Source organism: uncultured Flavonifractor sp. (genome assembly GCF_944387675.1).
Lineage (GTDB): Bacteria > Bacillota > Clostridia > Oscillospirales > Oscillospiraceae > Flavonifractor.
Map to the genome: position 1 here is coordinate 25,408 of NZ_CALXFV010000005.1, position 14,850 is coordinate 40,257.

11 protein-coding genes and 1 pseudogene are annotated in these 14,850 nt (G+C 65.2%); 1 reads left to right on the forward strand and 11 read right to left on the reverse strand.

The window, feature by feature from the left end:
- The first annotated feature begins 48 nt into the window (after positions 1-48).
- Positions 49-1,410 carry a PepSY1/2 domain-containing protein gene (locus Q0J74_RS01165; protein ID WP_297209345.1) on the forward strand — a complete coding sequence of 454 codons (1,362 nt, stop codon included), beginning with the start codon at positions 49-51 and terminating at the stop codon, positions 1,408-1,410.
- A gap of 42 nt (positions 1,411-1,452) precedes the next feature.
- On the opposite strand, the gene cls is transcribed toward Q0J74_RS01165, so the two are convergent.
- The 11 genes and pseudogenes from cls to Q0J74_RS01220 form a co-directional block, all read right to left on the reverse strand.
- Positions 1,453-2,997, reverse strand: a complete 1,545-nt coding sequence (cls, locus tag Q0J74_RS01170; protein WP_297209350.1) for a cardiolipin synthase — start codon at positions 2,995-2,997, stop codon at positions 1,453-1,455.
- A gap of 10 nt (positions 2,998-3,007) precedes the next feature.
- Positions 3,008-6,487 carry a DNA polymerase III subunit alpha gene (locus Q0J74_RS01175; RefSeq protein ID WP_297209353.1) on the reverse strand — a complete coding sequence of 1,160 codons (3,480 nt, stop codon included), beginning with the start codon at positions 6,485-6,487 and terminating at the stop codon, positions 3,008-3,010.
- 26 nt (positions 6,488-6,513) lie between these two features.
- Positions 6,514-6,972, reverse strand: coding sequence for a hypothetical protein (locus tag Q0J74_RS01180; protein WP_297209356.1), 459 nt, complete (start codon positions 6,970-6,972; stop codon positions 6,514-6,516).
- A 764-nt stretch (positions 6,973-7,736) separates the two neighbouring features.
- A complete protein-coding gene (gene whiA, locus Q0J74_RS01185) occupies positions 7,737-8,630 on the reverse strand; it encodes a DNA-binding protein WhiA (RefSeq protein WP_297209359.1) in 894 nt (297 codons plus the stop codon).
- 38 nt (positions 8,631-8,668) lie between these two features.
- The gene (locus tag Q0J74_RS01190; protein ID WP_297209362.1) at positions 8,669-9,688 is read right to left on the reverse strand and encodes a gluconeogenesis factor YvcK family protein; all 1,020 of its coding nucleotides are present in this window, start codon (positions 9,686-9,688) and stop codon (positions 8,669-8,671) included.
- A gap of 12 nt (positions 9,689-9,700) precedes the next feature.
- Positions 9,701-10,561, reverse strand: coding sequence for an RNase adapter RapZ (gene rapZ, locus Q0J74_RS01195; protein WP_297209365.1), 861 nt, complete (start codon positions 10,559-10,561; stop codon positions 9,701-9,703).
- An 11-nt stretch (positions 10,562-10,572) separates the two neighbouring features.
- Positions 10,573-11,487 carry a UDP-N-acetylmuramate dehydrogenase gene (murB, locus tag Q0J74_RS01200; RefSeq protein ID WP_297209368.1) on the reverse strand — a complete coding sequence of 305 codons (915 nt, stop codon included), beginning with the start codon at positions 11,485-11,487 and terminating at the stop codon, positions 10,573-10,575.
- Positions 11,488-11,544: 57 nt separating this feature from the next.
- The gene (locus Q0J74_RS01205) at positions 11,545-12,297 is read right to left on the reverse strand and encodes a glycoside hydrolase family 25 protein (RefSeq protein ID WP_297209379.1); all 753 of its coding nucleotides are present in this window, start codon (positions 12,295-12,297) and stop codon (positions 11,545-11,547) included.
- A gap of 142 nt (positions 12,298-12,439) precedes the next feature.
- Entirely contained in the window at positions 12,440-13,657 is a 1,218-nt protein-coding gene (locus Q0J74_RS01210; RefSeq protein WP_297209371.1) for an LL-diaminopimelate aminotransferase, read from the reverse strand.
- A 22-nt stretch (positions 13,658-13,679) separates the two neighbouring features.
- On the reverse strand, positions 13,680-14,465 hold the full coding sequence (gene dapF / locus Q0J74_RS01215; protein ID WP_297209374.1) for a diaminopimelate epimerase: 786 nt from the start codon (positions 14,463-14,465) through the stop codon (positions 13,680-13,682).
- Between the two features lie 178 nt (positions 14,466-14,643).
- Positions 14,644-14,850: pseudogene (locus Q0J74_RS01220) on the reverse strand (type I glutamate--ammonia ligase); the annotation flags it as partial.

A 14,850-nucleotide genomic window follows, 5' to 3' on the forward strand; every position in this document is an offset into this window, starting at 1 on the left:
ATACAACGCCCCCTTTTACGCAACCTAGCGGTAAAAGGGGGCGTTTTTATGGACAAAAGACGGTTGAAAGCCCTGGGCATCATCTTTGTGACGGCGGCCTTCGCCGTGGCCGTGGGCTTTGGCATCCAGGGGCGGCTCCAGGCGGCCCGATACCGGCGGCTGCTGGACAACGGCTACCGCCATGCCTTTACCGAGCTGGCCACGGCGGCGGGAGAGCTGGACGTATCCCTTCAGAAGGCGGCCTACGCCACCTCCCCCGCCCTGTTCTCCGTGCTGTGCGCCCAGACCTACGCCAAGGCCACCGCCGCCCAGGCCGCCCTGGGGGAGCTGCCCTACGGCAATGTGGAGCTGGAGCAGACCGCCGCCTTTCTGGCTAAGGCCGGGGATTACGCCCTGGCCCTGGCCGGCGGCGCGGAGAGCGGGCAGGTGTGTACCCGGGAGCAGCGGAACACCCTCCAGGCCCTCTCCCAGTCGGCGGCGGAGCTGGCCGGGATTTTGCAGGACCTGGAGGCCGGATTCAGCGCCGGCGACCTGGCCCCGGAGAGCCTGGAGGAGGTGCGGCAGCGGCTGGCGGCCGCGGGTCAGGAGGGGCAGCAGGTGGAAAGTGGTTCCGCTTTCCAGACCGTGGAGGCGGATTTTCCCGAGGTACCCGCCCTGATTTACGACGGGCCTTTCTCCGAGCACCTGTCCAGCCGCTCTCCCCGAATGCTGGAGGGGCTGCCCCAGGTGGAGGAGTCCGCCGCCAGGGCGGCCGCCGCCGCTTTCCTGGGGCTGCGGGAGGAGCTTTTCACCCTCACCGCCACCGGAGAGGGGGTCCTCCCCACCTATGGCTTTACCGCCCTGGTGGACGGCGGGGAACTGTACGTGGAGGTGACCCGCCAGGGGGGGCAGGTGCTGCAGCTGTTCTCCTCCCGGCCAGTGGGGGAGCAGGTCCTCACCCGGGCGGAGGGCTGCCAGGCGGCAGAGGCCTTTCTGGGCAGCCACGGCTTTCAGGACATGCAGCCCAGCTATTTTCTGGAGCAGAACGGCCTGCTCACCGTCCACTTCGCCTCCCGGCAGGGGGAGGTGTACTGCTATCCCGATCTGGTCAAGGTACAGGTGGCTCTGGATACCGGGGACGTGGTGGGCTTTGAGGCCCACGGCTACCTGATGAACCACGGAGACCGGGAGCTGTCCGCCCCGGCCGTCTCCGCCGCCCAGGCGGCGGAGACGGTGCCGGACAGCCTTACCGTGCTGAGCAGCCAGCTGGCCCTCATCCCCACCGGCGGGGAGTACGAGGTGCTCTGCCATGAGTTCAAGTGCCAAAGCGCCGGGGGCAGCCACGTGCTTCTCTACGTCAACGCCGCCACCGGCGAGCAGACTCGCATCCTGCTGCTGTTGGAGGATGAGTCCGGCACCCTGGTACTGTAAAGGAAAATGGCCTGCCGCAAAAGCGGCAGGCCATTTGCGCGCTCACAGCAGCGGACCCATCACCCGCAGGATGGAGCGAAACAGCCGCCTGGCCCAGGAGTGGGCCAGGCACTGCTCCAGGGTCACCGGCTGGCATTTGATCTGGGTGGAGAGAAAGTCCTCCTTTACATCCAGCACCGTGGGATCGTGGCACAGCCACACCGCGTCCTCAAAGTGGAGGAACATGCTGCGGTAGTCCATATTGATGGAGCCCACCACCGCATAGATGTCGTCGGACACCAGGTTCTTGGCGTGGACAAAGCCGGGGGTATACTCAAAGATACGCACCCCCGCCTCCAGCAGCGGCTCATAGTGGGAGCGGGTCAGCTCGAACACCAGGGGCTTGTCCGGGATGTGGGGGGTCATGATGCGCACATCCACCCCCGACTTGGCGGCGTTGCACAGGGCGGTATTGAGGCAGTCGCTGATGATGAGATAGGGGGTCATGATATACACATAGCGCTTGGCCTTGCTGATCACATTCAGGTAGACAGTCTCCCCCACCGGCTCGTTGTCCAGGGGGTTGTCCGCGTAGGGCTGGACAAAATAGCCGCTCCCCTGCCCGGCCTCCGGCGGCAGAGCGGTGGGGCGCAGGGCGGGATAGTCCACCTTCACCTCCCGGACATACTCCCACATGGTGAGGAACATCACCGTCATGCTCCAGGCGGCCTCCCCCTTCACCAGAATGGCGCTGTCCTTCCAGTGTCCGAAGCGGGAGGTGCGGTTGATATACTCGTCAGCCAGATTGATTCCGCCGGTAAAGGCGGTGTGGCCGTCGATGATGCAGAACTTCCGGTGGTCCCGGTTGTTCATGCGGATGGAGATCACCGGCCGGAACCGGTTGAAGACGCAGCAGGGGATGCCGGTCTCCTCCTCAAACTTCCTGGCAAAGTTCATGGGCAGGGTGTTCAGCGAGCCCACGTCATCGTAGATCACCCGCACGTCCACCCCTGCGGCGTGCTTCGCCTTCAAAATCTCCACCACCGAGTCCCAGAACAGGCCGGGGCCGATGATGAAGTACTCCAGGAAAATATACCGCTGGGCCTTTTTCAGCTCCTCCAGCATCACGGGAAAAGCGTCGTCCCCCAGCGGGAAATAGCGGGTGCAGGTGTTGGAGTAGACCGGACAGCGGGCGTACTGCTCCACATAGCGGGCCTGGTTCACGGCGTCCTCCCCAAACCGGGCCAGCCGCTCCGCCTGATAGTCCCCCTTCAGCTGCTCCAGCATGGTCCGGTCCAATCCCCGCATCTTCCGCCGCTGCCGGGCGGACATGCGGTTGCCGCCGCACAGCAGGTAGACCAGCCAGCCGAAGGCCGGGAAGAGCAGGATGGGGATGATCCAGGCGATTTTGTAGCCCGGATCGGTCTGGCGGCTCACAATCACTAGCACCGCCAGCACCGAGAGCAGCACATAGGCCCAGTACAAATAGAAGTAAGCCGAGGAAAACAGCAGGGTGATCGCCAGCAGGGCCAGGGACTGAAGGAGAATGATCAGCCCCACAATCACCCTGCGCTGAAGCAGAATGGATGCCAGTTTCTTGATATTCATGCTCTGCCTCCTAGCGCACCGCCACGTTGTCCGTCCCCAGCAGCTCCTTCAGCTCCTGCACCAGGGCGTCATGGACCACGCAGGGCGTACCCAGCAGCTTACCGGTATCCGCGCAGCGGACTTTCAGCTGCTCCGTGCCGGGAAACATCGTCAGGATCAGCTTGATCTTCTCCCACCTGGGATCGTTCAGCCCCGGTATGCGGATATACAGGCACCTGGCCTGGGGCCGCTCCCCACCGGACGGCTCCGCCCCGCCCTTCACCTGCTCCAGCGGCGTGACCCGGTCGCACATGAGCTGGGGTGCCTTCTCGTCCCGGACGGAGATCCGTCCCTCCGCCAGAATGGGGGTGTTCTCCTTCAGATAGGAGCCGCACACCCCCAGCACCCGGGCAAACACCAGCATTTCCATGGAGCCGGTGTCGTCCTCCACCGTCACGTAGGCCATCAGGGTGTTGCTGCGGGTGGTCTTGGTGCGGGCGGCGGTGACCACCCCGGCCAGCTTCACCCGCTGCTCATCCCGGAACCGGGTGGGTCCCCCCTCCTGATCAAAATCCGCCAGAATGGCCCCGATGGGGGCCGCCCCCCACTGCTTCACCTGCTCCCGGTACTCGTCCATGGGGTGGCCGGAGAGGTAGAGGCCGGTGGTCTCCTTCTCCATGGTCATCAGCTCCCGGCGGGAGAACTCCGGGATGGGTTTCAGCCGGAGCTCCGGCGCGCTCTGCCGCCCGCCGCCGCCCCCGCCGAACAGGTCGAACTGCCCCTCCAGGTTTTTGCGCCTGTTCTGGGCAATGGTGTCCACCAGAGACTCGCAGGCGTCCAGCAGCCGGGAACGGTACACCCCCATGCTGTCAAAGGCGCCGCACTTGATGAGACTCTCCAGCACCCGCTTGTTCAGGTCGGCGTCAAACATCCGCTGGCAGAAGTCCGCGAAATCTGTAAAGGCTCCGTCCTTTTCACGCTCTGCCAGCACGGCGTTGATAAAGCCCCGGCCCACGCCCTTCACCGCCACCAGGCCGAAGCGGATGTGGTCCCCCGACACGGTGAAGTCCGCTCCGGACTCATTGATGTCCGGGGGCAGCAGCTGGATGGCGCAGTCCCGGCACTCGGCGATATACTCCGCCACCTTCTCGCTGGAGTCCAGCACGGAGGTGAGGAGGGCGGCCATGTATTCCCTGGTGTAGTGGCATTTGAACCAGGCGGTGTGATAGGCCACGATGGCGTAGCTCACCGCGTGGGCCTTGTTGAAGGCGTACTGGGCGAAGGCCTCAATCTCGTCATAGATATCCTCGGCGATCTGCTGGGGAATGCCGTTGGCGGCGCAGCCGGCAATGCCCCGGTCCGGGTCGCCGTGGATGAAGGTGAAGCGCTCCTTCTCAATCTGGGCCTTCTTTTTCTTGGAGATGGCCCGGCGCACCATGTCGGCCTGGCCCATGGTGTACCCCGCCAGGCGGCGGAAAATCTCGATGACCTGCTCCTGGTAGACGATGCACCCGTAGGTCACCGACAGGATGGGTTCCAGGGCCGGGTGCTTGTACTTCACCTTGTCCGGATTGTGCTTGCAGGCGATGAACCGGGGAATGGACTCCATGGGGCCGGGCCGGTAGAGGGCGATGATGGCGGTGATGTCCTCAATGCTGTGGGGCTTCAAGCCCACGCACACCCCGGTCATGCCGGCGGACTCCATCTGAAACACCCCGGAGGTGCGCCCGTCGGAGAGCATCTGGAACACCTCCGGGTCGTTGTCCGGGATATCCGCCAGGGAAAAGCCGGGCCGGCCCTGCCGGACCAGCTTCACCGTGTCGTCCAGAATGGTCAGGTTGCGCAGGCCCAGAAAGTCCATTTTCAGCAGGCCCAGCTCTTCCAGAGTGGTCATCACGTACTGGGTGACCACCGACTCGTCGTTCTTGGCCAGGGGGACATAGTCCACCACCGGCCGGCGGGTGATCACCACCCCGGCGGCGTGGGTGGAGGCGTGGCGGGGCATGCCCTCGATGGCCTTGGCGGTGTCGATCAGGGTTTTCACCTGCGTCTCCCTCTCGTAGAGGTCCCGCAGGGGCTTGGACAGCTTGAGCGCTTCGTCCAGGGTGATGTGGAGGGCGCCGGGACCGCTGGGTACCTGCTTGGCCACCGCGTCCACCTCGGCGTAGGGAATGTTCAGCGCCCGACCCACGTCCCGAATGGCGCCCCGGGCGGCCATGGTGCCGAAGGTGACAATCTGGGCCACATGGTCCTCCCCGTACTTCCGCTGGACGTACTCGATCACCTCCTGCCGGCGGCGGATGCAGAAGTCGATGTCGATGTCCGGCATGGTGACCCGCTCCGGATTGAGGAAGCGCTCGAAATAGAGGGAGTATTTCATGGGGTCCACGTCGGTGATGTTCAGGCAGTAGGCCACCATGGACCCCGCCGCAGAGCCCCGGCCCGGACCCACCGGGATGCCCCGGCTTTTAGCATACCCGATAAAATCGGAGACAATCAGGAAATAGTCCACAAACCCCATCTGCCGGATGACCCCCATCTCGTAGGCCAGCCGGTCCCGGTAGCCCGCCGGGTCGCCGGGGTAGCGGCGCCCATAGCCCTCCCGGCACAGCTTTTGAAAGTAGGCGTCCCCGTCGGCATACCCCTCCGGCAGCTTGAATTCCGGCAGGTGGTAGGTGCCGAACTGGAAGTCCATATTGCACAAATCCGCGATTTTCAGGGTGTTTTCCACCGCCTCCGGGTAGTCCGGGAAGAGGGCGGCCATCTCCTGGGTGGACTTGACATAGAGCTCGCTGGTCTCCATTTTCAGGCGGTTGGGGTCGTCCACCGTCTTGCCCATCTGGATGCACATCAGGGTATCCTGCATCTGGGCGTCCTCCCGGCGGAGATAGTGGGCGTCATTGGTCACCACCAGGGGGATGCCGGTCTCCTGGTGGATGCGGATCAGGCCCTGGTTGACGGCGGGGTCGTTGGGCAGGTTGTGGTCCTGAAGCTCCAGGTAGTAGCCGTCCTCTCCGAACAGCGCCCGCATCTCCAGGGCAGCGGCCTTGGCCCCCTCGTAGTCCCCCGCCAGGATGCGCCGGGGTACCTCCCCCGACTGGCAGGCGGACAGGGCGATGAGACCCCCGGCGTGCTGCCGCAGCAGCTGCTTGTCAATGCGGGGCTTGATATAAAAGCCCTCGGTAAAGGCGCAGGAATCCAGATAGCACAGGTTCCGGTAGCCCTCCTCGTTGCGGCAGAGGAGGATGAGGTGGTACATGGCCGCGTCCAGCTCGTGGACCCGGTCGGCCCGGCCCCGGGGGGCTACATAGACCTCACAGCCGATGATGGGCTTGATCCCCTCCGCCTTGCAGGCCTTGTAAAAGTCCACCACGCCGTACATCACCCCGTGGTCGGTGACGGCCACGGCGCTCTGCCCCAGCTCCTTCACCCGCTTGACCAGCAGGGGGATGCGGCAGGCCCCGTCCAGCAGGGAAAACTCGGTATGGACATGCAGGTGGACAAAGGACATGGGGATACCTCCTTGGGATTCTATCTCTACAAATAGCGTTTGGAAATGGGCAGACGCTCCAGAAACCGCACCGCGCGGCGCAGCTCCTCCGGAGGACGCCAGCCCACCGGAACGGTCAGCAGAACCTTCCCCTTTCTCCGGAGGGAGATGGCGGTCCGGCTCAGGCCGCCGGGGCGAATTCCCACAGTGGTGGTCCATCTGCGGCGGAGCAGCACCTCCGCTCCCTCGTAGGAATAGCAATAGGCTGTAAAGGCAGTTTGCTCCACAGCCTGCTCCGCTTCAAAGCGAATGGAATGTTTCCCGCTCAGCAGGAAGTTCAGCCCCAGCCCCGCCAGCAGCAGGCCCATCAGCACGCACAGCGGTACACAAGACAACAGCGCGGAGAGGAGAAATATCACCACCGCGCCGAAGCCCGGCAGCAGCAGCGCCAACACCCGCCCCTCAACGGAAGGCCGGAGCACGATAGGCGGCACAGGTTCCTTCACCGCACTTTCCCCCTCCCCCAAACGCACGCGCTTTCCCGGAAAACACGCTCCGGGTCTTTACTTGACAATCTCAATGCGCTGGCCGCAGCCGGAACAGTAAATCTCCCGCTCCCGCCGAAACAGATAGCGCTCCCAAATCCCGTAGAGCGGTTCCCCGCAGGCCGGGCAGCGGAGCTTGCTGCTTTTCCATGTTCAAATCCCTCTTTCTGAAGCGTAGTCCGTTTTTCAGTCACAGAGTTCTCTCAAAAAGGCCCGCAGGCGAGCGTTGTGCTCCCGCTTCTGGTGGCAGAGCATCAGATACAGCAGCAGAAACAATGTCCCGGCCCCCGCCGCCCACAGAGCAAGCATACCCGGAATAAAGGGTACTTGTTCCCCGCCCGGCAGGATGAATGCGGAATGGAAGTACCCCCACTTGACGCTAAGCTGGTCAGCCAGAATCACACTGCCAATTGGTGCAAAGGCAATGGCACAAACAGCGGCTATAAGTACGGAACCCCCAAAATGGCCGTGAATCTCCGTTCCTCCCCGTCCATCCGGCCGGAACCTTCCTTCAAACAGGGCCTCCTTTCCTCTGACATGTTCCCCGCGAAAGGTCAGCCGAAAACGGTTGCCGGACCACAGCCGGACCTGGAGCTGTCCGCCGGGTACAGAATGAGAGCCGCTGCGTGCCTTCAGCCTGGCACACATACGCTCCGGCGATATGTCGCTGTGAAACCGCGCCATACGCGCCTCCAATCTCCATCCCAAGGCCCCGGCGCATCCTTTTACGACTCCGCCAGGGACATCAGCTTGCGCAGCCGGTGATTGAAAGCCGACTTGCTCACCGGCGGGTCGCACAGCTCCGCCAGCTGGGTGAGGGTCAGCTCCGGGTGGGCCATGCGCAGGTCCACCGCCTCCTTCAGCTTGTCGGGCAGCTCGGCCAGCATCCCCCGCTCCTCCAGGCGGTAGATGGCCTCCATCTGGCTCTGGGCCGCCTCCACCGCCTTGTCCAGGTTGGCGGCGTCGCAGTTCACCCGGCGGTTGATGCTCCCCCGCAAATCCTTCTCCGCCTTGGCATTCATCATATCCATGGCCGCCAAGGGGGCGCCGATGGCGGTGAGAAAGTCCTCAATGGCCTCGCTCTGCTTGAAATAGGTGATGTAGTTGGCCTTGCGGCAGCTCTCCTTTGGGCTGAATCCCGCCTCCTGCAGCAGCGCCCGCAGCTCCCGGCTGACGCTGCGGTGGGGGGTGGCCAGCTCCAGGTGGTAGCGCTTGGCCGGGTCGGTCACCGAACCCCCCGCCAGAAAGGCCCCCCGGAAAAAGGCGGTGCGGCAGTGTTCCTCCTCCAGCACCGCGAAGTTGATGTGGTGGGCCAGGGATTCCGCCGGATGGTAGCCGAAGGTATCCCCCAGCACCGAGAGCTTGTCCGCCGCCGTCAGGGAAAAGATGAGCTTGCCCGCCCCCTCCTCCGGAACCCGGTCGAATTTCATCCGGAATGCCTTGTAAAACAGAGCGGGCAGCCGGGCGGCAAACTCCACCGACTCGGTGGTGATGCGCACCTGCCGGGCGTCAAACTGGCCGCAGTAGAGCAGCACGCCATAGGCCTCCGCCTGGGCGCAGCAGCGCCGGGCGAGGGCCGTCCGGCACAGCTCGGCCTTGACCTGGGATGAAAAGGACATGGTATCCCTCCAAACCGGCGGCAGCGCCCCCGGCAGAATTAGAAAATCTTTGTTTCGGCCCGCTCCCGGTAGAGCTCCACCACCGCCGCCGCCAGCCGGGCCACGGAGTGGCGGGCGTAGTCCTGGGTCTCGGAGGCCAGGGGCCGGGTGACCAGCTCCACCCCCATGGCCTCAATGGCCGCCCGGTCCACCACGATGGGGACCGCGTCCTCCGCCTTGTACCGCTCCACCAGGCGGGGACGCACCGGGGCGGAGTTGCACAGGCAGAGGTTTATCAGGCCCGGCCCGGAGTGGTCCAGCAGGGCCTTCACGTGGTCGGAGGCGGTCATGCCCTCGGTCTCCCCGTCCTGGGTCATGATGTTGCAGATGTAAATTTTCAGGGCCTTGGACCGGCACACCGCCTGGGCGATACCGTCCACCAGCAGGTTGGGGATGATGCTGGTATACAGGCTGCCCGGCCCCAGCAGGATCAGATTGGCCTCTTCAATGGCCTGTATGGCCGCCGGCAGCGCCTTGGGGTGCTCCGGCAGCAGGCGGACGCTCTGGATGCGGCAGTCCTGGGCCTTCTTGAAGTCGCAGATTTTGGACTCCCCCCGGACCCGGGTGCCGTTTTCAAAGGTGGCCTCCAGGGCCACGTCGGCGGTGGTCACCGGCAGCACCCGGCCGGTGATGGCAAGGACCTGGCTCATCTTGGCCACCGCCTCGTCAAAGGAGTCGGAGATGCCGTTGAGGGCGGCCAGGATCAGATTGCCGAAGGACTGGCCGGTGAGCTTGCCGGAGCCCTGGGGAAAGCGGTAGGTCAGAAGCTGCTGCATCACCGGCTCGGCGTTGGCCAGGGCCTCCATACAGTGGCGGATGTCCCCCGGAGGGGGCATCCCCAGATCCTCCCGCAGCATGCCCGAGCCGCCGCCGTCATCCGCCACCGTCACCACGGCGGTGAGGTTTTGGGTGTAGGTCTTCAGGCCCCGCAGCATGGTGGACAGCCCGGTTCCGCCCCCGATGGCCACCACCCTGGGTCCCCGCCTCTGGCGCTGTTGGTCAAACAAAAATTCGTTCACACAAAATCCCCCTCACGCCCGGGTCATGTCGCGGTGGTTTTCCGCAGCCTGATACCCCTTCTGACGGATGAAGTCGGCCACCGCCTTGGTGATGGCCACCGAGCGGTGCTGTCCGCCGGTGCAGCCGATGGCGATGACCAGCATGGTCTTCCCTTCCTCCACATACTGGGGCAGCAAAAAGCCGATCAGCGCTTCCATGTGGGTCATAAAATCCTTGGTCTGCTGGTAGCCGAAGACAAAATTGTATACGCCCTCGTCCAGCCCGGTCTGATGGCGCAGCTCGGCTATGTAATAGGGATTGGGCAGAAAGCGCACGTCAAACACCAGATCGGCCTCGATGGGAATGCCGTACTTGAAGCCGAAGGAGATCACATTCACCGTCATGGCGGGGGTCTCCCCGCCCCGGCCGAACAGCCGCAGCACCTCCCCCCGCAGCTTGGCGGTGGACAGCGCGGAGGTGTCGATGATATACTCCGCCCGCTGGCGCACCGGGGCCAGAATGGTGCGCTCCGTGCGCACCGCCTCGTCCAGGGTGGGGTACATGCCGGAGAGGGGGTGGCTCCGCCGGGTCTCCTTATAGCGCTTGATGATGGTCTCCACGCTGGCCTCCACAAAGAGGATCTTGTAGTCGCAGCCCATCTCGTGGAGCTCATGGAGGGAGTCAAACAGCCCCACAAAGGTCTGCCCGCCCCGGATATCCGTCACCAGGGCCACCCGGTCGTACAGGCCGGGCCGGGCCATGCACAGGGCGGCAAACTTGGGGATAAGGAGCGCCGGCATGTTGTCCACCACATAAAATCCTATGTCCTCCAGGAAGGAGGCCACCTTGCTTTTTCCCGCTCCGGACAGGCCGGAAATAATGACAAAATCCATTTCCCCTCACCTCAAAATCCCAAAAATTTGACTTCCGGCTCCAGCTCCACGCCGGTCTGCCGGAAGACCCGCTCCCCCACCAGCTCCATCAGCCGCCGCATATCCGCCGCCGTGGCGTTTCCCCGGTTTATCAGAAAGCCCGCGTGCTTCTCCGACACCTGGGCGCCGCCCACCGAAAGGCCCTTCAGCCCGCACTGGTCGATGAGGGCGGCGGCAAAATGGCCCTCCGGCCGCTTGAAGGTGCTGCCGGCGCTGGGCCACTCCAGGGGCTGCTTGGTCCGGCGCTTTTGGCCCAGCTCCTCCATCCGGGCCTTGATGGCCGCCCCGTCGCCGGGCTGAAGCTCCATCTCCGCCTCCACAATCAGCCAGTCGGGATGCTGGGAAAACAGGCTGTGCCGGTAGCCGAGCCCGCAGTCGGAAGCGGGGAGGGTAACCACCCTGCCCGTCTCGTCCAGATAGGTGACGGCGGTAAGGATTTGCGCCATTTCCCCGCCATAGGCCCCCGCGTTCATCACCACCGCGCCCCCCAGGGTGCCGGGAATGCCGTGGGCAAACTCCAGGCCGCTGAGGCCGCGGCCCAGGGCGGCCATAGCCAGCCGGGCCAGGGGGATGCCGCTCTCCGCCCGCAGGCGGCGGTTGACCTCCCTGGTCTGGTCCAGATGGCTGGACTTGACCACAAAGCCCTCATAGCCGCTGTCGGCCACCAGCAGATTGCTGCCGTTGCCCAGAAAGAAGGGGCGCACCCCCAGCTCCGCCGCCGTCCGCACCACGGCGGCCGCCTCCTTCCGGTCCCAAGGCAGGGCCATCAGCCGGGCGGGGCCGCCGATCCGGAAGGTGGTGTGGCGGCTCATAGGCTCGTTCTCCCGCAGCTCCAGGCCGGGGAACCGCTCCCGCAGCGTCCGGGCAAGTGTTTCCAGATGTTCCATGCTATCCTCCCCATTGCAAGCGCTCGTTTCATTCAGTATACCAGAAAAAAGGGGAATTTAGAAGGGCGCCTGTCCCAGCCCGAACTGCTGGAACCGGGCCGCGCTGCCCCGGAAGATATTCAGGTCGATGCAGCTTTGGCTGCCGGAGTAGCCCTCCAGCACCCCCGTGTGGGAGTACTGCCAGAAGTCCCAGCCCGGCACCAGGGGAAACACCGTGGGGCTGGAGCACCAGATGGGGTAATCCCCGTAACCGCCCCCCAGCAGGTAGCGGTAGTAGGAGCGGTAGGTCACGTAGAGAATGGGCTTCACCCCGTAATGCTCCTCCAGCCGGGCCAGCAGCGGGTCCAGAATGGCGCGGACATGCTCCCGCTCCGGCGGACTTTCCAGGTAGGGACCGTAAAACTCCAGATCCACCACCGGCGGCAGGGCGTCCTCCGCCGCGGGGACGGCGGCGATGAAATTCTCCGCCTGGCTCTCCCCGGGGCTGTCATAGCTGAGGAAGTGATAGGCCCCCACCCGGATGCCGGCGGCCCGGGCGCCCTCCCAGTTGGCGGCAAACCGGGCGTCCCGCATGGCGGAGCCCTCGGTGGCCTTGAGAAAGGCAAAATCCACCCCCTGCCCCGCCAGAGCCGGCCAGTCCACCACCCCCTGGTAGGAGGAGACATCCACCCCGAACACCTCCCACTGGCCGGGATTTGCCTCATGGGGGAGGAGAATCAGCCCGCGCCACCGCAGCAGCACCAGCGCCAGAAGCACCGCGGCAGCCGCCGCCGCGCAGACAAGAAGCAGCCGCAGGGCCGCCCGGAACATTCGCTTCAAGGGACATCACCAATTTCCAAGATTGCCGGGGCGGCGGGCCGCCGCCCCGGGTCCCTTTTATCATACCCGCAGGACGGCAAAAAGGCAAGAGCAACGCGGGGCGCCCGGCCTCAATCGCCGGACGCCCCGCCGCTTACAGAATTCTGCGGATCCGTTCCACCGCCTCCGCGGTGTCCGTCGCGCCGCCGAAGGCGGTGAGGCGGATGTACCCCTCCCCGCTGGGTCCGAAGCCCGCGCCGGGGGTGGTGACCACGTTGGCCTGCTGGAGCAGCCGGTCGAAAAAGGCCCAGGAACCCATGCCCTCCGGCGTTCTGGCCCAGATGTAGGGGGAGTTCTCGCCGCCGCACACCGTCAGACCCGCCCCCGCTAAGCCTTCCCGGATCACCCGGGCGTTATTCAGGTAGTAGGCGATGGTCTGCCTGGTCTGCTCCCGCCCCTCCGGGGTGTAGATGGCGGCGGCCCCCCGCTGCACCACGTAGGGGGCGCCGTTGAACTTGGTACACTGGCGGCGGTTCCACATGGCGTTGAGGCTGGCCCCGCCCCGGACCAGGTCCTTGGGTACCACGGTATAGGCGCAGCGGGTGCCGGTGAAGCCGGCGGTCTTGGAGAAGGAGCGGAACTCGATGGCGCAGGTGCGGGCTCCCTCGATCTCAAAAATGCTGTGGGGGATGGCCGGGTCGGTGATAAAGGCCTCATAGGCGCTGTCATAGAGGATCACCGCCCCCGTGCGGTTGGCGTGGTCCACCCAGGCCTGCAGCTGCGCCCGGGTGGCCACCGCCCCGGTGGGGTTGTTGGGGAAGCACAGGTAGATCAGATCCACCGGCCGGTCCGGAATGGCGGGGGAAAACCCGTTTTCCGCCACACAGGGCATGTAGACCAGCCTGTTCCAGCGGCCCAGGCCCTCGTCATAGTCCCCCGCCCGGCCCGCCATGGCGTTGGTGTCCACATAGACGGGATACACCGGGTCGCACACGGCCACCACATTGTCCCGGTCAAACAGATCCCCGATGTTGCCGCAGTCGCTTTTGGCCCCGTCGGAGACGAAGATTTCCTCCGGGCTGATGTCCGCCCCCCGGGCCTGGTAGTCCTCCCGGGCGATGACCTCCCGCAGAAAGGCGTAGCCCTGCTCCGGGCCGTAGCCGTGGAACCCCTCCGCCGTGGCCATCTCATCCACCGCCTGGTGCATGGCCCGGGTCACGGCGGGTGCCAGAGGCCGGGTCACGTCTCCAATGCCCAGGCGGATCAGCCGCTGGTCCGGGTGGGCCTGGGCGTAGGCCGCCACCCGGCGTGCGATTTCAGAAAAGAGGTAGCTGCCCGGCAGCTTCTGATAGTTTTGGTTGATGGTTGCCATGTCCATGGTGCTCCTTCCATTTTTATTCCAGCAGGAGGTAATCTCCTTCGTATACCGTGACCGCCGGGCCGGTGAGCAGGATGGTCCCCTCCGCCCGGTCCCAGTGCACCTCCAGGGTGCCGCCGGGCAGCTCCACCCAGGCGCGCTCCTCCGCCAGCCCGGCGGATACCGCAGCCGCCAGGGCGGCGCAGGCGCCGGTGCCGCAGGCCAGGGTCTCTCCGCTGCCTCGCTCCCACACCCGCATCCGCAGCCGGTCCGGCGCGGCCACGGACACCGCCTCCACATTGATTCCGCCGGGAAAGGCGGGGTGGCGCTCCAGCGCCGGACCCAGGGCGGAGAGGTCCAGCGCCCCCGGCTCCTCCACAAAGAGCACGCCGTGGGGGTTGCCCATGGAGACCGGAATCAGGCTCCACTGCCGCCCCAGCGCCGCTGCCGGCACCGGGGGCGACACCTCGGGCGGACCCATATCCACCCGGATCATCTCCCCCAGGTCCTCCAGCCGGCGCAGGCCGGCCCCGGTCTCAATCTCCAGCGCCCGCCCGGCGCTGAGGCCCCGGTCCCAGATGTACCGTCCCAGGCAGCGGATGCCGTTCCCGCACATCTCCCCCTCCGAGCCGTCGGCGTTGAAGATCCGCATGCGGAACTCCCCCCGCTCCGAGGGGAGCAGGCAGATCAGGCCGTCGGCCCCCGGCCCGAAGTGGCGGTCGCTCAGCTCCGCGGCCAGGGACGGCAGGTGCTCGGGCGCCCCGTTCAGGCAGTTCAGAATCACATAGTCGTTGCCCAGCCCATGCATCTTCACAAATTTCATAACCGGCCCCCCTTTGAAGCGGCGGACAGGGCGGCGGTCCGCCCTGAACCCCACCTGTCCTTCATCCTATGCCGCTCAGGCCTCTTCCAAAACCAGCCTGGCGGTCGCTTCACCTTCAAAGGCCACGATGACCTGATCCACACACGCTCACTCCCCGCTTCAGCGCAGGCGCAGGGCTTTAGTAGTTGATGATATATTTCTCCCGCTCCCAGGAGGAGACCCGGGTGCGGTACTCCTCCCACTCCTTCTTCTTGCCCTCGATGTAGTTGGAGGCCACGTGCTCCCCCAGGGTGTCCAGAATGAGCGGGTCGGCCTCCAGGGCGGCGATGGCCTCCTCCAGGGAGCCGGGCAGGCTCTCGATGCCGTGGGCCTTCCGGGTGGCGTC

What these genes read in the sequence shown, in the direction of transcription:
- Q0J74_RS01165 (WP_297209345.1), top strand. Translation starts at nt 49, where the DNA reads ATGGACAAAAGACGGTTGAAAGCCCTGGGCATCATCTTTGTGACGGCG.
- cls (WP_297209350.1), bottom strand. Translation starts at nt 2,997, where the DNA reads ATGAATATCAAGAAACTGGCATCCATTCTGCTTCAGCGCAGGGTGATT.
- Q0J74_RS01175 (WP_297209353.1), bottom strand. Translation starts at nt 6,487, where the DNA reads ATGTCCTTTGTCCACCTGCATGTCCATACCGAGTTTTCCCTGCTGGAC.
- whiA (WP_297209359.1), bottom strand. Translation starts at nt 8,630, where the DNA reads ATGTCCTTTTCATCCCAGGTCAAGGCCGAGCTGTGCCGGACGGCCCTC.
- rapZ (WP_297209365.1), bottom strand. Translation starts at nt 10,561, where the DNA reads ATGGATTTTGTCATTATTTCCGGCCTGTCCGGAGCGGGAAAAAGCAAG.
- murB (WP_297209368.1), bottom strand. Translation starts at nt 11,487, where the DNA reads ATGGAACATCTGGAAACACTTGCCCGGACGCTGCGGGAGCGGTTCCCC.
- Q0J74_RS01205 (WP_297209379.1), bottom strand. Translation starts at nt 12,297, where the DNA reads ATGTTCCGGGCGGCCCTGCGGCTGCTTCTTGTCTGCGCGGCGGCGGCT.
- Q0J74_RS01210 (WP_297209371.1), bottom strand. Translation starts at nt 13,657, where the DNA reads ATGGCAACCATCAACCAAAACTATCAGAAGCTGCCGGGCAGCTACCTC.
- dapF (WP_297209374.1), bottom strand. Translation starts at nt 14,465, where the DNA reads ATGAAATTTGTGAAGATGCATGGGCTGGGCAACGACTATGTGATTCTG.